Consider the following 23,261-nt stretch of genomic DNA (forward strand, 5'->3'; position numbering starts at 1 on the left):
AACTCCTCCTTTTTTATGAATGAATCGACTGTTCGATTGCTTGGCGTGCGACTTGTACGGCGTTTGACGCAGCACCTTTTCGAATGTTGTCGGCTACACACCAGAGATGGAACGTGTTCGCGAGACTATCATCTTGTCGAATCCGACCGACGTAGACGTCGTCCGTCCCGCTTGCGTCAAGTGGCATCGGATAACGCGTATTTGCGACATCATCGATGAGGACGACGCCCGGTGCGCCTTCCAGTGCTTCACGGATCGCTTCGACCGTCGTCGGTTGTGTAAACGTGACGTTGATTGCAACCGAGTGAGAATTCGTGACTGGAACCCGTACACATGTTGCACTGACTGGTAATGCTGGAAGATTGAAGATTTTCCGTGTTTCATCAATCATCTTCTGCTCTTCTTTCGTATAGCCGTTCTCAAGGAACACATCGATATGCGGCAAGATGTTATCGTGAATCGGATGCGGATAATTGACGGGCTCTTCTCCGCGTGCCCCGCGTGCCAGATCCTCGATTCCTTTTTGACCGGAACCGGATACGGCCTGATACGTCGTATAGTTGATCCGTTCGAATCCCAGTGACTGGAGCGGTGCTAAAGCGACGACGGATTGAATCGTCGAACAGTTCGGATTTGCGATCAAGCGGTCTGTCGCTTGAATCGCTTGCGGATTGACTTCTGGCACGACGAGTGGAATCGTCTCCTGCATCCGGAAGGCACTTGAATTATCAACGACGAGTGTTCCGTTTTCAGCTAGTAATGGGGCATATTGCTCACTGATCGTTCCGCCTGCTGCGAACAACGCGACATCGATCCCGTCTTCCGTGATGTTTGGCGTCAGCGCTTGGATCGTAATATCTTCTCCCTTGAACTGCACCGTGTTCCCTGCTGAACGAGCAGAAGCGTAAGCGGACAGGCGGCTGACCGGGAAGTCCAGTTCTGCGAGTACTTGTAACATTTTTTGACCGACGGCGCCGGTTGCTCCAATGACGGCTACATGATACATGCTGTTTTCCTCCTTATAACTCGAACGCGTTTGCAATCGCTGCAACCGTCCGTTCAATGTCTGCTTGTGCAATCGTGTACGAGATGCTGATTTCTGATGTCGTGACTTGATAGAACGGGATATTCTCCGCTCGGAAGATTGCGAACAATTTCGAAGCAACACCTGTTGCATCCCGCATCCCGATTCCGACGACAGATAACTTCGCGTGCTGATCGTGGCGGTCGACCTTGACTGTCGTGAAGCGATCCATGATATCTTTCAATGCTTCGTCGAGGAACTCTTCCTCGTCGAGTGGACAAGAGAACGATAAGAAGATGTCACTGTCGAACGTCGTTTGACTGATCATGTCGATATTGACGTGACGGTTCGATAAGAGTTCGAAGATATCGGCTACTGCTGCATTCGTTTGCGGTACGTGTTTGATTGATACCGTCAAGACGTTCTTCGTCACACTGACACTCGTCACCGCTTTTTGTTCCATTGTTTCCGTCGCTTCCATGATCCATGTTCCCCTTTTCGATTCAAGTGTTTTCCCGACGAAGATGTGTACGCCGTATTTTTTTCCTAGTTCGACACTTCGCATTTCCATGACCTTCGACCCGAGGGCGCTCATTTCCATCATCTCATCATACGAGATATGTGGAATCGGTTGAGCGGCGGCATGGATTCGCGGATCAGCTGTATAGACACCGTCGACATCGGTATAGATTTCGCACCGTTTATCAAGGACTGCCGCAAGGGCAACTGCCGTTGTATCCGACCCACCCCGTCCGAGTGTCGTGACATCACCGAGTTCGTTGACACCTTGGAATCCGGCGACGATGACGACATCGTACGTTTCGAGTTTTTGTCGTAACAGATCTCCATCGATCTGTTTGATCTTACTTTTCGTATGCACGCCCATCGTGCTGATTCCTGCTTGAGCGCCTGTTTGCGATAACGCTTTGACACCGAGCGAGTTGAGGGCGATGCTGAGTAATGAAATCGTCTGTTCTTCTCCGATGGCAAGCAGTCGATCGAGTTCTCTTCGCTCGGGGCGATCCGTGATGGCTTGCGCCTGAGCGATCAAAGAATCTGTCATCTTGCCCATCGCCGAAACGACGACGACGAGTTTTTCACCTTCGGCTGCGCGACTCTTCAAATAATTCGCAATAGACTGAATCTGTTCGACAGTCGCAACCGAGCTTCCACCAAATTTAAGTACAGTTGTCACAATCCTATCTCCTTTGTCCCGATACAGAAAAAAACGACGGGCCGGTAGGAGCGTTCCTACGGCCCGTCGTTATCACGATCGGACAAACGAAGACAAAGTCATTCGTTCTTTTACGTAAGATAGCGCTCCGAAACATCGGTTTCGGCAGTACAACGGATCTTAACCGTTGTACCAGCAAACAAGAAGAAGCATCTTCTCGTTCACTTCGGCGGACTTCCCCTTTCACATCATTCGGCATGCTTGCCTTCAAGAATGATGCTACTCATGTCATCCGCGCCTCTATCTGTCGGTTGTTAGTTACAGTTATAGCAGACATCTTTTGTTAAATCCAGTCATTTGACTGTTTTTTTTCAAAATTCGTCAATTCGCAAGATGCTGTTTCGCGAGTTCGAGTTGCTCCGACACGGCAGCAAACCCTGTCCCGCCGTAGCTAGTCCGGCGTGCTACTGCTTGAACCGGATCGAGGAGCGGATAGACGTCTTCTGTGATATCAGGATGGAACGTTTGATACGTCTCGAGGTTCAAATCCTTCAGGAAACAACCGTTCTGCACACAGTAAAGGACGGCTTTGCCGACGATTTCATGCGCTTCCCGGAACGGTATGCCTTTCGTTACAAGGTAGTCAGCGAGTTCCGTTGCATTCGAGAAGTCTTGCATTGTCGCCTTCTTGAGCGCTTCGGTCTTAAACGTCGCAGATTCAATCATTCCGGTGAAGATTTGAACGGACTTGAGAACGGTATCTGCTGTATCGAAGACCCCTTCCTTATCCTCTTGCATGTCTTTGTTGTAAGCGAGTGGTAATGCCTTCATCGTCGTCAAGAAGCCCATCAGGTTGCCGTAGACGCGACCTGTTTTTCCACGAATCAATTCAGCAAAATCAGGGTTTTTCTTTTGTGGCATCATGCTCGAACCTGTCGAGAAGGCGTCAGACAACTCGATGAAGCCGAATTCTTGCGACGCCCAGATGATGATTTCTTCACAAAAACGTGAGAGATGCATCATGACGGTCGAGGCGATTCCGAGATATTCAATGACGAAGTCGCGATCGGAGACAGCATCGAGACTGTTCGGATAGACCGACTCAAAACCGAGCAACTCGGCAGAACGGAAACGGTCGATCGGGAACGTGGTCCCCGCGAGCGCGCCTGCCCCGAGTGGTGATTTCCGGATCCGTTTTTGATTGTCCGTCAACCGTTCGACATCACGTTCGAACATCCAGAAATAAGCGAGCAAGTGATGCGCAAGCGAGATTGGTTGTGCCCGTTGCAAATGCGTATACCCCGGCATAACCGTCTCGATATGTTGCTCAGCTTGTTCCGTAATGACCGATTGGAGCTCGCGTAATGCCGTCGTCAACGCTTCGACATGCTGCTCCATCCATAGATGTAAATCGGTTGCGACTTGATCGTTTCGGCTCCGTGCCGTATGCAGTTTCCCTGCAACCGGACCGATCTGTTCCGTCAACAAACGCTCAAGATTCATATGAATATCTTCGTCCGCTAATGTGTAGGAATGGTCCTTTAACGTCGCTTCGAGTTGCTTTAATCCTTGCTGGATTTGTGTCCACTCATCTTGAGCGAGAATCCCTTGTTCAAATAACATCTGTGCATGTGCGAGACTGCCTCTCAAATCAACGCTTGCTAATTTTTGATCGAACGTGATTGATGCTCCGAAGGCTTCCGCTTGAGCGGAAGCACTTTCCGTAAAACGTCCACCCCAGAGTTTGGTCATTTCGTTACACCCGCCTGACGATGTACACTCGCATGCGTTGAAACGGCAAGACCGTGTAATTTGATGAAGCCTTTTGCTGCTTCATGATCGAATGCATCTTCTTTCGTGTACGTCGCAAGTTTCTCATCATAAAGCGAGACAGCCGACTGACGACCTGTGACAGTTGCATTTCCTTTGAACAGTTTAACGCGAACTTCTCCTGTGACGTCCTGTTGTGTCGCCGTCAAGAAAGCTTTCAATCCTTTCGTCAATGGCGCATGGAAGAGACCGTTGTAGATCGTTTCTGCATATTGTTTGCTGAGTAATGGTTTGAAATGCGCGACGTCCTTCGTCAATGTAATAGTCTCGAGTGCAGCGTGCGCTTTGAGTAAAACAGTTGCGCCTGGGCACTCATAGACTTCCCGCGATTTGATACCGACGAGACGGTTCTCGACGTGGTCGATCCGTCCGACCCCATGTGCTCCAGCGATGATGTTCAGTTCCGTAATCAGTTTCGCTAATGGATACTTCGTCCCGTTGATAGAAACTGGAACACCTGCTTCAAAGCCGATAATGACTTCTTCTGCCTGATCCGGAGCGTCTTCTGGTGCTACCGTCAACGCATATGCGTCTTGTGGTGGTTCTGTCCATGGATTTTCTAGGACGCCACATTCATTACTCCGTCCCCAAAGGTTCATGTCGATCGAGTATGGGCTGTCGAGGTTGATCGGGATTGGCACATTGTTTTCTTTCGCGTAGGCGATCTCTTCTTCCCGTGACCATTTCCATTCCCGAACCGGTGCGATGACTTCGAGTGACGGATCAAGTGCCGCGACCGAAACTTCGAACCGGACCTGGTCGTTCCCTTTTCCGGTACATCCGTGTGCGACCGCCGTCGCACCATGCTGATGTGCGACTTCGACGAGCTTTTCTGCGATCAATGGACGCGAAAGCGCTGAGATCAACGGATAGGCATTTTCGTAATGGGCGCCATATTGAAGTGCTGGCAAGACAAAGTCTTGTGCGAATTCTTCTTTGACATCGAGAACGATTGATTCGATCGCACCGACGAGGAGTGCTTTTTCCTTGATGACGGATAAATCTTTTCCTTCTCCGACATCCATGCATAAGGCAATGACATCATAGTCCTTGCTCAACCATTTGATGGCTACTGATGTATCGAGTCCCCCAGAGTACGCTAAGATTAATTTTTGTTTTGACATGTATAATTCCCTCCTGGTTTTTAATTCATTTGTCTGTATAAAAATTCATTATGAATTATATATATACATAGAAAACAAAAAAAAGAAACCCTTTTTGCAGGATTTCTTTCAAAATAACTTACATTTTCTTCTCCATCGTCCGGTGTGGAATGCCCGCATCGTCGAATTCATCGGAGACGATCGTATAACCAAGACCTTGATAAAACGGGATGGCTTGGACTTGTGCACCGAGTGTCAGCAGTTGTTTTCCTTCACGCCGCGCGACACGTTCCATCGCCTGCATCAACTCACCACCGTATCCTTTTCCTCGGGCTGTCGACAGCGTCGCCACACGCTCCACCTTCATCCGTTGGTCGTCATATGGTCGTGTGCGACCCGTTGCAACCGGTCGACTCTGTTCATCGAGGACAAGCAGATGAATCGCTGTTTCATCATGTGTATCGTATTCAAGATGACGTGGTACGCCTTGTTCCTCGACGAAGACACGCTCCCGGATCATCCGAACGGCTTGATGTTGTTCTGCTGTACGTACTTGAATGACTGTCATAACTGATATTCCTCCCGTAATCGATCGACATATGCCATCGCATCATCCCGATTCGTAAATTGTGCTTGTGCCTGAACCGCACTTCCTCCACCTCGTCCATTGAATGTTTGGACATGCGCTTTAGCGAACTTCCCGAGATGGGGTTCCCCTGGACTACTCATCAGTAACTTGTTTGTCGTCCCATTCCAGACGACGCCGACGCGTCCCGCTTCTTGGATCGCTTTAGCGAGTTGCTCGGATGCTTTGATTTCTTCATTCAGATGTTCAAACATCAGAATACCTTCTTGTTGTTCTAAAGCTTGAGCGAGCGTGAATGTTGCAAGTTGTTCCTGGGCGTGTTCGACCTGTTTCGTTAAGCGTTTCTGTTCTTCTTGTAACGCTTGAACGGCTTCTAGCATTTGAACCGGCTTGACTGACAAAGCTTGCGCCGCTTCCCTCAAGGCGTGACGTTCTGACTGAACAAGTTGGTATGCCCGTTCCTTTGCGACATAGGATAGACGAATGTTCCCACGAATCCGTTCGACCCCAGTAAAGAGAATCAACTCGAGCTGTGCCGTCGAATCGAGATGCGTCCCACCACAGGCACTATAATCAAGTGTGCCGATTTGAACGACACGAATTCGTCCTTCGACTTGTGGTGTTTTTCGTAATGGTAGACGTAGGGCTTCCTCCTCGTCATATTCAGTCGCCGTGATCGGTAATCCTTGTTCAATCACATGTCGTAATCGTCGATCCAGCTGTTCTTGTTGAATAGTTGTCCATTCAGGTGTCTCGATATCAAGCGTCGAAACCTCACTTCCCGTCCGAAAACTAAGCGTTTTGATGTTCGACTCATCGTGTAAGATCGCAGAGATGACGTGTTGTGCCGTATGTTGCGCCGCATGATCAATTCGGACTGCATCATCTATGATCCCGGTGACGTCTCCTGTGAGCGGATTCGCCAGTTGATGCCAGACGACACCGTCTTCGATTTGAACGTCAAGGACAGGTTGGTTGTTCAATGTTCCACGATCCGCTGGCTGTCCACCGCTCTCCGGATAAAAGTAACTTTTCTCTAAAGCAACCCAATAGCCGTCTACTTGTTTTGTCGCACGAAGGGATGTCTGAAAGGTTCGGACATCGGATTCTATTTGTTCGGGGCGCATGCCTCGACCACCTTTCTCTGTCAGTTTCACTCTGTATTATGCCATATTTCATCCAGAACCGTTTGTCGGCTTGCCTTTTTCCTAGTACACTAGACGAAAGACTACCGATCGCGAAGGGACGAAATGCCGTGATTCAGCACATCAATAAAAATTCACCACTCCCCATTTACTATCAAATTGAAGCTGCCTTAAAACAACAAATCGAAAGCGGCGTCCTTCAACCTGGAGACTTGATTCCGTCCGAGCGCGAATTCGCCGAGGCCCACCAAATTAGCCGAATGACGGTTCGTCAAGCCATTTCAAACTTGGTCAACGCTGGTTACTTGATTCGTCAAAAAGGACGAGGAACATTCGTTGCGAATAAAAAAATCGTCATGCAACTTTCCGGTTTGACGAGTTTCTCGGAAGAGATGGAACATCTTGGACTAGAACCGACGAGTGCGCTCCTCTCCTATCAAATCATCGACGCGTCGATGACGATCGCAAATAAGCTCCGGATTCGTGAAGGCGCATCCGTATATGAATTGAAGCGTTTACGTATTGCTGATGAGCAAGCTCTTGCTCTTGAGACTGTCTACATCCCAGAGCAACTCCTGCCTGGACTCGATCAAGACGTCGCGACCGCATCACTTTATGCATTTGCTGAAGCGAGTGGATTAAACCTCGGACGTGCGAGTCAAACGTTTGAATCACGTCTCGCGACAAAGGAAGAAGCGAGTCACCTTGGCTTGTCGACCGCTTCGCCTGTCTTATCCGTCGAGCAACTGACGTATCTCGCGACGGAACAACCGTTTGAATACGTCATCTCTGCTTACCGAGGAGATCGATATACCTTCACTGTCGAAATGGAACGCCAACGTTGAAAAACCCCTCGAACCGCCGTACTGTGACGGTGATTCGAGGGGTTTTCGTGTATAGATTACTGCGCAGGGATCGTTTCTGTCTCTGGTGCTTGTTCTGTCGTATCTTGTACAGCATCCGTTTCATCTGCGATCGGCTTGACTTCTTGACCTTGCATCGCTTTCGCTAAGTTGCTCTTCACTTGTTCCAGTTGATTCGGATCGAGGTGGTATTCCCATTTCCCGCTAATGCCGATATAGCCTTCTCCAGCGAGCTGATACTCCGTTGTGTCACGGAGTGCTGCAGTGAAATCTGCTAAGCGTGTGTAATCATTCGGTCCTAAGTTTGTTTCAACATTATCACCCACGGCATCCAAAATATCACGGTATGCACTGAGCGAACGGAAACTTGCCGCTTCTTTTGCGACCGCTTGAATGACTTGCATCTGTTTTTGTCCGCGACCGATATCACCGAGCGGATCATCATGACGGTTCCGGACATAGGCCAGTGCCTGTTCCCCCGTCAAATGTTGCTTTCCTTTATCAACGGTGATGGTACCCGCTTTACGTTTTGAATCTTGTTCTTTAAACGCATACCGTACATCGATATTGACACCATCTAATGCATCAATCAATTGAACGAATCCTTGGAAATTAACTTTGATGACGTGATCGATTTGAATCCCGAGTAGGTTTTCTGTCGTTTCACGTGCTAATTTAATGCCGTTGTAGGAATTCGATTTATCCATCGAACCGAAGTAAAGGGCATGTGTGATCTTATCTTGCTCAACAGCTGTCTTGCCGTACGGGATATCATACTTCGAATAATCGATGTTCACGAGTGAATCACGTGGGATACTCGTCAACACTAATTGTTCCGTCTTTTTGTTCAAAATTCCGACGATCATGACGTCTGAACGAGCTGGTTCATGACGTTCCTTGCTTTTTTTCGTTTCATCCGTTCCGAGAATCAAGAATGATTCAGACGGAACATCATCATATTTAGAGCTCACTTTTGAGCCGGGAATCTTAATCTGCGTCTTTGCCAATGTTTCTTGCGTTTTGATAAAAACAGCTCCAGCATAACCAGAACCGATGATTGTGACGAGCAGGACGAGTGCAGCGACGACTTTCATGAACATCTTGCCAGCACTTGGCTGTCTCTTTCGTGCGGATCGCGTTTCCATCATGTAAACCCTCATTTTCATGTAAATTTTCCGTAAAGTTCGCTAATCTCCATTATCCGGACATTTAATGAAATGTCAATTTACGTTTCGATTAAAGAAACCGCACAGAATAGTTGCATCTAAAATAATTCCGGTATCGTAGCACTTTGCCTGATTAGCATGAATGCTACCAGCATGTCGTCTTTCGTTATTTCCTCACCTATCTCACGTTAAAATATAAAATCGCATGAGACCGGGCTTTATTCCCTTCTTTCATGAACCACAAAAAAGGTACAAAGCCAATTGATGGGGTGGCTCTGTACCTTGTAATTCATTCGTGTTTCTCCATCATGCTTTCATGAAATTCAAATAAGCAGCCCGCCCTGTACGTTTAGCGTCATCTGACAATAAAGAGGCGGCCTCTTCGTCGAGGATCACCATAACATCGGCGTGGCGTTTGAGCACGGTCGCCGGACAATCCGTCGTCGCGACCCCTTCCATCATATCGCGTACGGCTTCTGCCTTTCGTTCGCTTGAAGCGACGAGAAGGATTTTTTTTGCTTCCATGATCGTACCGATTCCCATCGTGATCGCTTTCGTCGGCACTTCCTCCAATCGATCAAAGAAACGTTGATTCGCTTCTCGCGTCGATTCCGTCAATTCCGTCACGTGTGTCTTCGCATCGAACGGCGTACCTGGTTCATTGAAAGCGATGTGTCCATTCGCTCCGATTCCGAGCAATTGGATATCGATTCCTCGCTTGCGCACGAGCGCCTCGTATCGTTCACTTTCTTTAACCGGATCTTCCGTATTCCCGATTGGTACGAAAGACTCCTTGAAACGTACATCATTAAACAAGTGTTCTTGCATGAACGTATGGTAGCTTTGTGGATGTTCTGGGCTGAGACCGACATATTCATCTAGATTGACCGTCGTCACATGTCTGCAGTCAAGCGAGTCCTTCCGCCATTCTTCATACACACCGACTGGTGAACTGCCCGTCGCAAGCCCTACTGTTAATCCTTCCGGATGACGCTCAATTTCCTGTTTCAAAAATTGATACGCCACATGCGCTAATTCTTCTCCTTTTTCTACAATCATCCATTTCATGAGGTAGACTCCTTTCCGTTCGTGATCCGGTATCGCGTACCACGATGAATCGTTTCTTGAATGTGTAATCCCTCGTCGAGCAACACAATATCCGCATCCTTACCGACCGAGAGACTTCCCTTTTGTGTCAACTGAAGCTCTTTTGCCGCATTGACCGATGTCATACGAACCGCTTCTTCGAGCGTACAACCTGTATAGGCGATGATGTTTCGTAAAGCGGCGTCCATCGTCAAAATACTTCCGGCTAAACTACCATTCTCAAGGCGTGCCGCACCGTCTCGAACGAATACAGCTTGTCCCCCTAACTCGTATTCACCTTCTGCGAGTCCTTTGGCGCGCATCGCATCCGTGATGACGATCAATCGATCTGCACCCTTTATCCGGTAGGCGAAGTCCACCATTTCCGGTGCACTATGAATCCCGTCCGGAATGATCTCGGCATAGACTTCCGGCGTCAGGAGACAGTACCCGACTGTTCCCGGTTCCCGGTGATGCAGCGCACGCATTTGATTGTAGAGATGAGTACCATGGGTGACATGACCAGCTTGGTTTTGGGTATACGTCGCATCCGTATGGCCGGCAGACGGAATCGCACCCGTTAATCGCACTGCCTCCTCGAATGCACGCGCTCCCGGGCGTTCTGGGGCATAGGTCACGAGTTTGATCGTATTGCCAGACGCTTCCTGCCATTTCAGGAACTGTTCGACATCGGGTTCAACGATATATTCGCGCGGTTGCGCACCAGCATAATCCGGGTTGATAAACGGTCCTTCGAGATGAACACCGACGATCGTCGTGTCCTTTTCCTCAACGACTGTTCGCACCGTCTCGAGCGCTCGTGTGATGTCTGCCCAATCTTGGGTGATCGTCGTCGCTAAAAAGGACGTCACGCCTTCTTGTAACATCTGTCGGCTGAAATGATGCAACCTCTCGGCATCTCCATCCATGACATCGACATCATATCCCCCATGAATGTGCACATCGATCATTCCAGGAATGAGTGATTGATGGTGCGCATCAATCGTCTCTTCTCCTGCGATTTCCTCAAATTCCGACATTGTTCCAATCGCCTCGATGGTTCGGTCAAAGCGAATGAACCCGTCTTCAATCGTCTGCTCTCCCGTGTAAATCCGGGCATTGATGATCACTGTCATCTGGCATCACCCTTTCTCTATCCGTTCCATGACTTGCTTTCGTATTTAGTATAACGTGATTATTTCTAGTTGTATAGACCTTTATACATTTGAACTGAAATTGCAAAAGGGCGATCCCGTTTGTCATTAGACAAAGGGTCGCCCTTTGTATACCCGTCTACTGCCATCTTCATGCGTCAGTCGATCAGGGTAATAAAATTCGGTCTTTCTTTCGAGAAATCAGACGCGTCGCTTTTAAGATTGCTATCGGTAACGATTGCCGCTTTCGATAAGCAAGGTAGCGCCCTTCCCATTTTGGATCGTATTTTTCTTTGTATCGTCGTAGACCCGTGAAACTATACATGTAACGAATATTATTGAAGACATCTGCCGCCACACGTTCTTGCCAGAAGGACGTTTCATCCTCGCCGACGGACGAGAGTGGCGCCATTCCCATGTTGAATGTCCGGTAGCCTTCTTCTTTCGCATATTCGAATAGCCGAATGAACATCGCATCCATGATCCCGTTCGGTCCGTCCGGTCGAAAACGCATCAAGTCAATCGATAGGACCCCCTCTTGGTAAGCAGGCATGAACGTCATGAATCCGATCAACCGTCCTTCCGCTTCACGCATGATGCCGATTGGTGCTCGATTTAAGTAAGGTTTGTGGAAGTAACCGAGTGAGAAGCCTTTTTCAGACTTCCCACCTAACCATTCATCCGAGACCTCTTGCAGTTCTGCTAACAATGTATCCGAAAAAGGTGGCTCGATCACTTCAAACGTCATACCTTCTCGTTCAAAGCGATTTTTAATCGAGCGAAGTCCAGCTCGTTTTTTTCCTGATACGGTGAAAGACGGAATATCGACGATCGCTTCTTCGCCGAGTTTGAAGAAGTTGAAGCCGAAATCATGATACAGCGACATGTTTTGTGCTTGAATCTGATAGATGTTCGGAATGTATCCGAGATCTTCGACACGGCGCAGGAAGGAGGCGATGACTTGTGAATGCTCCTTTGGATCTCCACTTGGATCACCGAGTACCATGATCCGATTACCAGTCTGACTGAACTGAATGAACGAACGACCTGTTTCGGAAAAGAAGAAGCGCTTATCTCCGAGAAACGCCAAATGGCTCAAATAATTGCCACCCTGTTCACGTAATACCGTTTCGATTTTTTCAGCATCGAACCGCTCCCCGAGCACCGGTTGATTAAAGGTGTTAAACAAGCGTATGAAAACTAATCCATAAACGAGCGCAAAGATGGATGAGCTCGCGGCAAACATGAAAATCTCATGCGACGGATACACTTCTGTTCCGTCTGCTGACCCGAGTGTATAAAAAGCGTATCCGAAAAAGACGAACCCGCCAATGTACAACAGACCAACGAACGCAACCCGGATGAAACGCGACGTCGTAATCAGTGTCCGTTCCCGATGAAACGCGTTACGAGACATCAGTAACAATCCGAGGACGACGACGACGGCAAGGAAGGAAATCAAGTTAAATCCACGAAGTGCCATCCCGACCAGCGCGAAGAACGATGCGCCATACATCATATACAAGGAACGCTTCGTTCGACGATAGAGCGCCGTCGATAAGAGGACAAATAATAGTCCGCCCATCAAAAAGAAACTGTTTGCGAGCAACAACGCTTCATGGGGCAATTTAGATTCCAGATATTCATATTGTGTCGAGACCGGTGGCAAAATCGCTAGCCCCCAGATCGTGATACCCGCGACAAGCGTAATCAACGCTAAGGTGAAGTGACGAATTTTACTGAGGAATCGCAATTGCAAGCGCCAAATGACACCCCCGACCTCAACCGACGGACCAACAATGGGTTTATCTTCGATCATCTTGACGACTGGACCACTAAACTCTCGAGCCGAGAAGACGACACCGATTAAGAAGGGAATCAAGTAATAAACGAGACGATAAATCAATAATCCCGTCAAGACGATGCCTTCCTCGACTCCGGCACGCTGCATACCGATCAAAAAGACTAAGTCGAATGAACCGAATCCGCCGGGTACCATCGAAATCAAACCGGCTGTCGCAGCGATGATGAAGACACCGATCACTTTTGCAAAACTGACGTCTGTTCCGAGTGCTGCCAAAATGAGATAGACGACGACACCGGCACTAAACCATTCCGCAAACGATACAACGGAGTATAAGGCAATCGATTTCGGATGAATGCTGCTGTTCCCACGTCGAAACGAGAACAATAGATAGAGCGGGAAGAATAAGGCAACACCGATGATGACAGGCCATAACCATTTCTTCATTTCAAGCACTTCAAACGCTGGGAAGATGTGCAAGAGGGATAATGTCGATAAGATTGACAAACCGCTAATCAATGTCGGCGCCATCCAACCAATCGCTTTTAACAGGCGTCCGCCTTCAACGAATGGTCGATACAGGGCGGACCGGATGGCCATCCCTGCGAGACCTCCGAAACCGATGATGCCATTAAAGGAGTTCGCAATCCAGGACGCTCGGAAAATCAATCCGACTGGTGCTTTTGCTTCTAGCGAGCGCAACAAAAAGAAGTCATAAAAGAACATCGTCGAGACTGCCACGAGACCTGCGAGAATCAACAGGATGAACTGCCAAGATGGTACTTGGCGGATCGCTTGAATTGATTCCTTTAGAGACAAACTGCGTAATTCATTTTGTCCTTGATAAAAAATGAATCCGATCAAGACGATCGGCAAGATGATCTTCGCAATCGTCATGAGCCGTTGTTTTGAGAATTTCAAGATGCCAGCCTCCTTGATTTACGGATTAAGTACATAAGACGAACAAGCAATAGTGTCGCTCCGACCGCAAGACCGATGATCAATCCCCACCAGTATCCATCTGGTCCAAGTGCTGTGTAGCGTTCAAGATAAAAACCTAATGGTAGTCCAATGACCCAGTAGGCTACGATCGTCAATAAGAAGGTGACGTTGACGTCCTTGAACCCACGTAGTGCACCTTGCGTTGGTGCAGCGACGGCATCTGACAATTGGAAGAAAATCGCGAGAATCATAAAGTGTGCAGCTGCTTCGATGACTTTTGGGTCTCGACTATATAACGCTGCGAGTTCTTCATTCTTTAAGTACAACAGGATACCGGAAAACACGGAAACCGCAACACACATCGTCAACCCGATGCCAACATACTGAACCGCATCCTTGATCCGTTTAGCACCGACCTCGAAACCGACTGTGATTGTCAATGCGGACGCAGCGGACAACGGGATCATATAGACGAACGAGGCGAAGTTGATGGCAGCCTGATAGGCACCGATGATGACGTCGCCATACGCTCCAAGCAACAAGGTGACGGCTGAAAAAATACTGACTTCTGAAAAAATCGCGAGACCGATCGGCGCACCGAGTAGAATCAACTCCTTGATCCGCTTCATGTCCGGACGGTAAAAACGTCGGAGAACACCAAGACGCTGGAACAGCTCTCCTTTCATGACGACAGCGATGATTGCTAGACAAAGAATCCAGTACGTGATGGCAGTCGCAACTCCCGCACCGACACCACCGAGTTCCGGAAAACCGAAGTTTCCGAAAATGAATAGATAATTGAAAAGGACGTTAATGGGTAAAGAGATTAGTAGTAAGACCATCGTAATGTTCGATTTTCCTAATGAATCGATGAGTGTTCGTAAGACGAAGAAAACGAACATCGGCACGATGCCGAGCGCTAGCATAACGAGATAGTTCCGCGCGACTTCGCGCGCTTCTACCGATAACTCCATCCGCTCGAGAATCGGATTGACAGCGAGAAGTCCGATGACGACTGTCAAACCGATGATCACGACAGCGACGTACAACGCCTGCATGACGATCCGTTTGACTTCCCGCTCGCGTTTCGCTCCCATCGCTTGGGAAACGAGCGGCGCGACGGCAAGTAGAATACCGGTCAATCCTGTGTAAACAGGTGCCCATAGACTCGCTCCGACACCGACTCCTGCTAAATCAGCAGAGCCATATCGACCGGCCATGACCGTATCAAAAAAACTGATTAAATAAAACGCGACTTGCGTTACGAGAATTGGAAAGAAGATTTTCATGAATTGTTTCATCTTTCCTGAGAACGTAACTGTTTCTAACATGTTTCCACCACATTTCAGGAGGAGTCCTCCTTAATTTTAAAACGCATCATTCTTGAACTCTTACGAAATCAATCCAAGGAGGGATTCATCTCATGAACCATCGAGATACTGAAAAGCTAACTTTTGAACTACTCGAGACCTGGTCTACCTTCAATCATTATGCCAAAGAATCACAAACGTTTGAAAATCCGGAAGATATCCATCAAGCCCGGATTCGTTTGCGGAAACTGATCACGTTCGCTCGATTGGTCGAGTTGACGGAAGAACCCGTCTATTTGATTTGGAAGCGTCTGATGCACGCCTTCGGTGAAGTGCGCGATCTCGACGTACAGCTCGAAGCGACTTCGAAAAAAAATGAAATCGACCAATTGTTCGCAAACCATGTCGCCTTACAACTCCAAGGAAAACGTTCGACCTTGATTGAGACGATGCATCTCTTGATCTCAAATGAACTAGATCGATCCGTCCGTCGATTTTTAGCGAGTCCGATGACAAAACGCCTCAAGCGGATGTCAGAAAAAGAACTGATTCATGCCGCGGAGAAACGCTATGAGAAAAAACGTGAACAATTTGAAAAAGTACAACGAAAGGATGGTCCAAAACGTATCGAACGGATGCATGAGTTGCGGCTTGCGACGAAAGCGTACCGCTATACGGTCGAGTACTTGCGTCCCTATACGAATCAACCGAAGTCCGCTGTCGATCGTCTAAAAACTACCCAGACGCAACTCGGACATATCAATGACACGTATCAGCGACTGGAAAGATGGCGGTCATTCGAGGTTCCGACTGCTTATCAAGCAGAGCGCTTGCATCAGATCAAACGCTTAGAGGATGAACTGCGTAACGCACTCGATCAAGTTGAGATCGCTCACGGGTGACGTTGAACAAGTAGTTCAAGCATCTTTGTTCCGGCAATCGAATTGCCTTTCGCGTCAAGGGAAGGACCAAACACACCGATTCCGAGATCAGCCATATCGAAATCACTTCTACCACAGGCAACGACCGCACCGGAAACACCACTTTTTCCAGGAAGTCCGACTTGGACAGAAAATTCTCCAGATGCATCATACATGCCACATGTCGTCATGATGGCCCGGATGATTCGTGCGTTACGACGCGAGATGACTTGACGCCCGGATGGCGTTTTTCCAGATGTACTTAAAATTTTCCCCATCATGGCAAGTCCTTTACAGTTCGTCAAAATCGCACATTGTTTCGTGTAGACGTCGATGATCTCTTCGACGTTGCCTTCGATGACGCCGTGATAGCGCATGAAGTAGAGCAACGCTCGGTTCAAATCTGTCGTTTCGAATTCTGATTCAGCGACATCTGCGTCATATTTTACCATTTCTACTTTAATATCCAATAGTTTTGCGATGAATTGACGCAATTGCAGTAATTTATCCGCAGCATCCGTTCCCGGCAACATGCTGGTCACTGCTAGTGCTCCTGCATTGATCATTGGATTGAGCGGTTTTGTCGGAATCGTCTCTTCAAGTTTCGCAATCGAATTGAACGCATCACCCGTCGGTTCCATCCCAACTTTCGAAAAGACATAATCTTCTCCGAATGTCTCGAGGACGAATGCCAGTGTAATGATCTTCGACACACTCTGTAATGTAAACATCGTGTCCGCATCACCTGCCGAAACGAACGTCCCGTCGGCATTACAGACAGCGATACCAAGTTGGGTCGGATCAACTTTCGCAAGCTCTGGGATGTAACTTGCGACTTGTCCAAGCACCGTATACGGACGACACTCCTCAATCAACTCCTCGAGTTGGGCTTGTGTAACATTCATGGCGTTCCCTCTTTCTCTTTTTTTCTAGCTTATCACGCATCTGGTGGATGCGGATATGGTTCTTCCGTAAACGCTAAAAGGAGTCGACTCGTTTCAGCCGAGTCGACTCCTTTTTCTAGCATCTGCTTTATCCGTTTACGACTAGTTCACCGTCTGCTACATCGATCGCAATCTGGGAACCATCTTGAATCGCCCCACTGATCAAAGCTCGGGCAAGCTTCGTCTCAATCGTCCGTTGCATATAACGGTTGATTGGACGCGCGCCGTATTGCGGTTCGAATGCTTCTTCAAAGATCAGCGTCTTCGCAGCATCCGTGACATTAATCGTAATGCCGCGTCCAGACAAGCGAGAAGTCATCTTCTCGACCGCTTTGTCGATGATTCGTTCGATCTCTGTCCGGTGGAGTGGATGGAACAAAATCGTATCATCAATCCGGTTTAAAAATTCCGGTCGGAAGTGACGCTTCAGTTCTTGGCGAACGGCTTCTTCTTCCGCCGCATCGATGACACCATCTTTTGCTGCTTCAAGCAAGATGGGCGCACCGATGTTTGATGTCATGATGACGATCGTGTTCTTGAAGTCGACGACACGTCCTTGCGCATCTGTTAACCGACCATCGTCGAGCAACTGAAGCAAGATATTGAAGACATCTCCGTGCGCTTTTTCGATCTCATCGAATAGAAGAACCGAATACGGGCTCCGTCGGACGGCTTCCGTCAATTGACCGCCTTCTTCATAACCAACGTATCCTGGAGGCGCACCGACGAGACGGGAGACATTGTGTTTTTCCATATACTCCGACATATCGATGCGGACGATATGATCTTCACTATCAAACATCGCTGCCGCCAAGGCTTTTGCAAGTTCTGTCTTCCCGACTCCTGTCGGACCGAGGAACAAGAACGAGCCAATCGGACGATTCGGATCCTTGATACCTGCTCGCGCTCGAATGACAGCATCCGCGACGAGACGAACCGCTTCGTCTTGACCGAAGACACGCTCATGAAGCGTATCCTCGAGATAGAGTAGCTTTTCCCGTTCGCCCTGCGCAAGCCGCGTCACTGGAATGCCGGTCCATTTCGAGACGATGTCGGAGATCTCTTCTTCCGTCACCGCTTCCCGAACCAGTTCGTGGGAGACGTGTTCAGATGATTCTTCCGCGACTTTCAGACGCGCTTCAAGGTCTGGAATTTGACCGTACTTGATTTCTGATGCCCGGTTTAAGTCATAGCGCCCCTCGGCTTCTTGTAACGCCAGTTTCGCTTTCTCAAGATCCGCGCGTAACTGTTGGACACTTTGCGAACTCTCTTTTTCCCGTTCCCATCTTGTCCGAAGCGCACTCTCATCTTCTCGGGCAGAACTGAGTTCTTGCTGTAAGACGGCAAGTCGTTTCCGGGATGCTTCATCCGTCTCTTTCTTTAATGCTGCTTCCTCGATCTCGAGCTGCATGACCCGGCGGACGAGGGAATCGAGTTCAGCCGGCATCGACTCCATATCCGTCCGAATCATCGCACATGCTTCATCGACGAGATCAATCGCTTTATCTGGCATGAACCGATCCGTAATATACCGATCGGATAACATCGCCGCCGCGACGAGTGCATTGTCATGAATCCGCACACCGTGGTGAATCTCGAACCGTTCCTTTAATCCACGCAGAATAGAAATCGTATCCTCGACATCCGGTTCCGCGACGAGGACTTGTTGGAAGCGACGTTCGAGCGCTGGGTCCTTTTCGATATACTTCCGGTACTCGTCAAGCGTCGTCGCACCGATACAGTGCAATTCTCCTCGCGCAAGCATCGGCTTGAGCATGTTTCCGGCATCCATTGCGCCGTCCGTCTTTCCGGCACCAACGATCGTATGCAGCTCATCGATGAATAAGAGAATCTGTCCTTCGGCTTCCTTGACTTCATTCAAGACCGCCTGCAGGCGCTCTTCGAACTCACCACGGTATTTTGCACCAGCGACGAGCGCACTCATGTCTAAACTGAACAACTGCTTGTTTTTGAGACTCTCGGGTACATCTCCTCGGACGATCCGTTGCGCGAGTCCTTCAACGATTGCCGTTTTCCCGACACCAGGTTCTCCGATTAAGACGGGATTATTTTTAGTCTTCCGACTTAAAATCCGGATGACACGTCGAATTTCATCGTCACGACCGATGACTGGATCCGTTTTCCCGGACCGGAAATCCGCTACGAGATCGCGTCCATATTTTTTCAGCACATCAAACGTCTCTTCGGGATTTTTCGTCGTGACCTTGCGATTGCCTCGCATACTGACGATCGCTTCCCGAAGTGTCTCTTCCGTAATGCCTTGACGACGTAAATATTGAGCTGCTGGACTTGATTGTTTGATCAGGGCTAATAATAAATGCTCAACGGAGACGTAGTCATCCTGCATGAGTCGCGCTTCCGTTTCTGCTTCCGTCAACACGTTCAGCAACGAGCTACCGATCCGAGGCGTCGTCGCCTGGGACAAAGCCGGAAGCTTACCAATCGCTTCGTCAATCGCTGCATTCAATGTCTCAATCCGTTGATTCAACTTTTCAAAAATGACCCGTGCAATTCCCTCTTCTTGAGCAAGTAAGGCAAGTAACAAATGCCACTCTGTGATTTCACTATGACGACGTTGTTTCGCAATCGCTTGGGCAGAGACGATTCCCTCATGTGCCCGATCCGTTAAACGTTCAAAATCCATCCTTGATCACTCCTTCACTGCAAGTTGACGTTCCCACTCTTCATAAAAGGCGCGGTCCATCTCAGGTAACTTGACTTCGAGTTGGACGAGTAATGCCCCACGATGACCATTCGCTTGACTCAGACCACGATTTGGAATCCGAAGTCGTGCTCCTGGTTTTGTGCCCGGTTTGACTTTCAGTTTAATTCGTTTTCCTTCAAGTGTATCTGCGACGACTTCTCCTCCAAGTACAAGTGTCGTCGGATGAACGCGGACGGTCGAGATGACGTCTTGGTCGACCCGTCGGAACTGATCGTCATCCTTCAGGTGAATCGTCACGTAAACATCTCCCGCGACACCTTGTCGGTTACGCATCGAACTTTTTCCACGTAAGCGGACTTTTTTGCCGTCATAGACATCTTTCGGTAGCGTCAACTGAATCGAACCAGTCGCAAGACGCACCGTGACTTTTTCATTCGTACTGAGATGACTGAGTGGAACCGTCAATTCAAGCTCTTCATCGGTCGACACTTCTTCCTGACTAAAGAACGAACCGAACATGTCTTCAAATCCGAACGATTGTCCAGGTCGTGTCCGTCCACCACCTCCGAACTGTCGGAACAGATCTTCATAATCTCCAGCGCCCCCAGCTCCAGCACCTGCCATCCGGTCGAAGTTACTGCCGTATCGATCGTACTGGGCTCGTTTCTCCTCATCCCCAAGCACATCGAAGGCTTCTTGGATATCCTTGAAGCGCTGGTCCGCACTCGCCTCCTTGTTGACGTCTGGGTGATATTGCTTCGCCAGTTTGCGGTACGCGCGCTTGATATCTTGATTCGATGCATCCTTTGCGACACCGAGTGTTTGATAATAGTCTTTTGCCATTCGAGTTCACTTCCTTTTCCTATACTTCATTACCTTAATTATAAAAGTCACATCTTAATTGGTCAAATATAGTCAAACTTTTTTCTGACATTCTGTTCTCTTTTCACTTTACGTCCTTGCGACAAACAAGTTTCACCGGCTGAACCATGTTATACTGATAGCCAAACAGGAAATGAACGATGGGAGGATCTACAGATGGACGGTAAAACACGTAAAAATATCACACCTGGTCTTAAAGTCAGCATCGTGTTGAAACAAGATCAACGAACAGGTAAACGAACAGAAGGAATCGTTAAAGACCTTCTCACGAAATCACCGCAGCATCCGCACGGGATCAAAGTGCGATTAGAAGACGGACAAGTTGGTCGTGTTCAAGAAATTTTAAGTTAAAAAGACAATAATCGCTCGCCCTGATTCCTTTTCGGAGTCAAGACGAGCGATTTTTTCATGCTTCAGCAGTTTGTTCTAAATACCGCCACGTTGCTTCGACCAGAATACGCGCTGCGTCAAGCATCGCTGGCTCTTTAAAATCAAACTGGGGATGATGATGCGGTGGATACGAAGCGTCCCCGGCTCCTGTAAAGAAGAACGCACCGGGTACGTGTTGCAGATAATACGCGAAGTCCTCGCCGCCCATCGTCGGTTCGATTTCAAATACATGCTTGTCTCCTAAGATTTCTCGTGCGACGGATTCGATCAATACGGTGGGTACCGCATGGTTGACGACAGCTGGATACCCTTTTTCGTATGTAAATTGATACGTCGCTCCGACCGCCTGACAGATTCCTTTGATCGTCTGCTCCATCCGCTCAATGATTTCGTCCGCTGTCGCTTCATTAAACGTTCGGACCGTTCCTGTTAATGTCGCTTGATCTGCGATGACATTAAACGTATTCCCCGCATGCAACGTTCCGATGGTCACGACTGCCGGCTCTAGCGGATTAAGTTGACGACTGACGATCGATTGTAATTCCTTGACGATCGTTGCCCCAAGTAAGACAGCATCAATCGTCTCGTGTGGCTTCGCACCGTGCCCACCTTTTCCATATAAGATCAGCTCGAACTTATCAGCTGCTGCCATGATCGGACCGGTTCGAATACCGACGTGTCCTTGATCAATCGTTGACCAAAGATGCGTTCCGAAGATGACATCGACCCCTTCAAGACAACCGTCGGCAATCATATCTCGCGCACCACCCGGGACGACTTCCTCCGCATGTTGATGAATCAAGACGACATTCCCCGGTAACGATTCCCGCTGTTGCATGAGCGTCTTTGCGACGGCAAGCAACGTCGCCGTATGACCGTCATGACCGCACGCATGCATCACGCCCGGAACTGTCGATCGATACGCGACCTTTTTTCCGTCAGCAATCGGTAAAGCATCGAAGTCGGCACGTAACGCGACGGTCTTCCCTGGTTTTCCTCCACGAATGTACCCGACGACACCACGTCCACCCACTCCTGTCTTAACTTCGATTCCGAGCGTTTTTAAATGTTGCGCGATATAACGCGGTGTCTCGACTTCTTGAAACGATAACTCCGGGTGCTGATGGAGATAACGACGACGCTCCACCATTTCCGGATACAACGCGTCTAGTCCGGCAGTTCGTTCTGACATGTATGTATCCCCCTTATTTTTTTTGATGCAGTGTCTTAACGCTCTCCCGCGTAAATTGGAGACGTTCGAGTGTATCTTCATAGTGTCCCGCAGCATAGGACAAGAATAAGACGTCAATCGCAAACAGTTGAGCCAGTCGTGAACTGAGTGCCGCGCTACGAAGCGGTGCTTCCGGTGCGCGCGAAGTCCAAAGCGCAATATCTGCTAGTTGGCTGATCCGATTGTCCCCAAAACGCGTCAGACTAATAACCTTTAACCCTTGGATTTTCGCCAAGCGAATCAACTCGACGACTTCTTCTGTCTCACCACTGTAGGAAATCGCAAAAAAGACATCTTCTGGGCGTGCATTCGCTAAGATCGTCGCAAGTAGATGCTGATCCGTTTCTTGAATCGCTAGTTTCCCGACACGCGTCCATTTTTGAGCAGCGTCTTCCGCTACGACATGTGACGCCCCGATTCCGTAAAAATAGATTGCACGTGCTTGGTCGATAACGCCGATCGCTTCTGCAATCCAATCATCATTTAACTGCTTCGCTGTATCCTGCAACGCTTGAATACTGTTACTAAGCGTTTTTTCAATCAAGTCGACCGGACGTTCATCCTTTTCGATATCATGATATCCTTTTAAATCCGTGCGTGCCGTATCAGCCGAAATCCGCATCCGCAGCTCTGGATATCCCTTTAATCCGAGTGCACGGCAAAAGCGAACGACTGCAGCAGCACTTGTATCCGACTCCTCTGCGAGTTGGTGGATCGTCATGCGCGCAATTTGGTTCATATGCGTCAAGACGTAGTCTGCGACTTTTCGTGAGGACGATGGTAGTTCTTCTCGAACTGCTCCGATTTGTGAATAGATACCGCCATTCATCTAGATCTCTCCTTTATCATCTTCTTTAAAAGAACTGGCGATTCATCGCGCCGTCCCCGTTTATAGAACTGTTCTTCTTCCATTATGCTCTCTCCTACTGACTTTCGTAAATCTAAAAAATGGGAAAGTGAAACAAAATATCATTCTTCTTCCATACCCTTCCTTTCATACTCATATACTTCTATCTTCAAG

19 protein-coding genes and 1 riboswitch are annotated in these 23,261 nt (G+C 48.6%); of the genes, 3 read left to right on the top strand and 16 right to left on the bottom strand.

Features of this window, described 5'->3' with window-relative positions; all coding sequences use genetic code 11:
* Positions 1–13 precede the first annotated feature (13 nt).
* The 6 genes from Q7C19_RS14690 to Q7C19_RS14715 form a co-directional block, all read right to left on the bottom strand.
* A complete protein-coding gene (locus Q7C19_RS14690) occupies positions 14–1,006 on the bottom strand; it encodes an aspartate-semialdehyde dehydrogenase (protein ID WP_056063452.1) in 993 nt (330 codons plus the stop codon).
* Positions 1,007–1,019: 13 nt separating this feature from the next.
* Positions 1,020–2,219 (bottom strand): aspartate kinase, encoded by a 1,200-nt coding sequence (locus Q7C19_RS14695; protein WP_035412361.1) that lies wholly within the window; start codon positions 2,217–2,219, stop codon positions 1,020–1,022.
* A gap of 112 nt (positions 2,220–2,331) precedes the next feature.
* A riboswitch (Lysine riboswitch) is annotated at positions 2,332–2,509 on the bottom strand.
* A 70-nt stretch (positions 2,510–2,579) separates the two neighbouring features.
* Positions 2,580–3,950 carry an argininosuccinate lyase gene (gene argH / locus Q7C19_RS14700; protein ID WP_056063446.1) on the bottom strand — a complete coding sequence of 457 codons (1,371 nt, stop codon included), beginning with the start codon at positions 3,948–3,950 and terminating at the stop codon, positions 2,580–2,582.
* Positions 3,947–5,152 (bottom strand): argininosuccinate synthase, encoded by a 1,206-nt coding sequence (locus Q7C19_RS14705; protein ID WP_290754175.1) that lies wholly within the window; start codon positions 5,150–5,152, stop codon positions 3,947–3,949. Before Q7C19_RS14705 ends, argH begins: the two co-directional genes overlap by 4 nt.
* Before the next feature lie 118 nt (positions 5,153–5,270).
* Positions 5,271–5,699: a GNAT family N-acetyltransferase gene (locus Q7C19_RS14710; protein ID WP_029340768.1), complete on the bottom strand. Its 429-nt coding sequence runs from the start codon at positions 5,697–5,699 to the stop codon at positions 5,271–5,273.
* Entirely contained in the window at positions 5,696–6,844 is a 1,149-nt protein-coding gene (locus Q7C19_RS14715; protein WP_375092383.1) for an alanyl-tRNA editing protein, read from the bottom strand. The genes Q7C19_RS14710 and Q7C19_RS14715 overlap by 4 nt, the downstream gene beginning before the upstream one ends.
* Before the next feature lie 128 nt (positions 6,845–6,972).
* On the opposite strand from Q7C19_RS14715, the gene phnF reads away from it, so the two are divergent.
* On the top strand, positions 6,973–7,707 hold the full coding sequence (gene phnF, locus Q7C19_RS14720; RefSeq protein WP_081780439.1) for a phosphonate metabolism transcriptional regulator PhnF: 735 nt from the start codon (positions 6,973–6,975) through the stop codon (positions 7,705–7,707).
* Between the two features lie 56 nt (positions 7,708–7,763).
* On the opposite strand, the gene Q7C19_RS14725 is transcribed toward phnF, so the two are convergent.
* The 5 genes from Q7C19_RS14725 to Q7C19_RS14745 form a co-directional block, all read right to left on the bottom strand.
* Complete coding sequence (locus tag Q7C19_RS14725) at positions 7,764–8,873, bottom strand: LCP family protein (protein WP_290754186.1); 1,110 nt, start codon at positions 8,871–8,873, stop codon at positions 7,764–7,766.
* 324 nt (positions 8,874–9,197) lie between these two features.
* The gene (gene nagB / locus Q7C19_RS14730) at positions 9,198–9,959 is read right to left on the bottom strand and encodes a glucosamine-6-phosphate deaminase (protein ID WP_056063434.1); all 762 of its coding nucleotides are present in this window, start codon (positions 9,957–9,959) and stop codon (positions 9,198–9,200) included.
* Complete coding sequence (gene nagA, locus Q7C19_RS14735; RefSeq protein WP_375092384.1) at positions 9,956–11,113, bottom strand: N-acetylglucosamine-6-phosphate deacetylase; 1,158 nt, start codon at positions 11,111–11,113, stop codon at positions 9,956–9,958. The genes nagB and nagA overlap by 4 nt, the downstream gene beginning before the upstream one ends.
* 184 nt (positions 11,114–11,297) lie before the next feature.
* Positions 11,298–13,856, bottom strand: coding sequence for a bifunctional lysylphosphatidylglycerol flippase/synthetase MprF (gene mprF, locus Q7C19_RS14740; protein ID WP_375092385.1), 2,559 nt, complete (start codon positions 13,854–13,856; stop codon positions 11,298–11,300).
* Positions 13,853–15,208: an MATE family efflux transporter gene (locus tag Q7C19_RS14745; protein ID WP_290754199.1), complete on the bottom strand. Its 1,356-nt coding sequence runs from the start codon at positions 15,206–15,208 to the stop codon at positions 13,853–13,855. Before Q7C19_RS14745 ends, mprF begins: the two co-directional genes overlap by 4 nt.
* Before the next feature lie 92 nt (positions 15,209–15,300).
* Between Q7C19_RS14745 and Q7C19_RS14750 the strand changes: the two genes are divergently transcribed.
* The gene (locus Q7C19_RS14750) at positions 15,301–16,089 is read left to right on the top strand and encodes a CHAD domain-containing protein (protein WP_375092386.1); all 789 of its coding nucleotides are present in this window, start codon (positions 15,301–15,303) and stop codon (positions 16,087–16,089) included.
* Here the strand turns inward: Q7C19_RS14750 and glsA are convergent.
* The 3 genes from glsA to Q7C19_RS14765 form a co-directional block, all read right to left on the bottom strand.
* Positions 16,080–17,012, bottom strand: coding sequence for a glutaminase A (gene glsA / locus Q7C19_RS14755; RefSeq protein ID WP_035412330.1), 933 nt, complete (start codon positions 17,010–17,012; stop codon positions 16,080–16,082). The two genes, Q7C19_RS14750 and glsA, sit on opposite strands and share 10 nt — an antisense overlap.
* 127 nt (positions 17,013–17,139) lie before the next feature.
* On the bottom strand, positions 17,140–19,716 hold the full coding sequence (gene clpB, locus Q7C19_RS14760) for an ATP-dependent chaperone ClpB (RefSeq protein ID WP_290754206.1): 2,577 nt from the start codon (positions 19,714–19,716) through the stop codon (positions 17,140–17,142).
* Between the two features lie 6 nt (positions 19,717–19,722).
* Positions 19,723–20,580 (bottom strand): DnaJ C-terminal domain-containing protein, encoded by an 858-nt coding sequence (locus Q7C19_RS14765; protein ID WP_035412324.1) that lies wholly within the window; start codon positions 20,578–20,580, stop codon positions 19,723–19,725.
* Between the two features lie 195 nt (positions 20,581–20,775).
* On the opposite strand from Q7C19_RS14765, the gene Q7C19_RS14770 reads away from it, so the two are divergent.
* A complete protein-coding gene (locus tag Q7C19_RS14770; protein WP_290754208.1) occupies positions 20,776–20,970 on the top strand; it encodes a YwbE family protein in 195 nt (64 codons plus the stop codon).
* Between the two features lie 55 nt (positions 20,971–21,025).
* Here Q7C19_RS14770 and Q7C19_RS14775 read toward each other — a convergent pair whose 3' ends face one another.
* Entirely contained in the window at positions 21,026–22,201 is a 1,176-nt protein-coding gene (locus Q7C19_RS14775; protein ID WP_308102343.1) for a M20 metallopeptidase family protein, read from the bottom strand.
* Positions 22,202–22,214: 13 nt separating this feature from the next.
* Positions 22,215–23,069: a MurR/RpiR family transcriptional regulator gene (locus tag Q7C19_RS14780; protein ID WP_214856368.1), complete on the bottom strand. Its 855-nt coding sequence runs from the start codon at positions 23,067–23,069 to the stop codon at positions 22,215–22,217.
* Between the last annotated feature and the right edge of the window lie 192 nt (positions 23,070–23,261).

This window comes from Exiguobacterium sp. PHA03 (assembly GCF_041945985.1).
Taxonomy (GTDB): domain Bacteria; phylum Bacillota; class Bacilli; order Exiguobacteriales; family Exiguobacteriaceae; genus Exiguobacterium_A.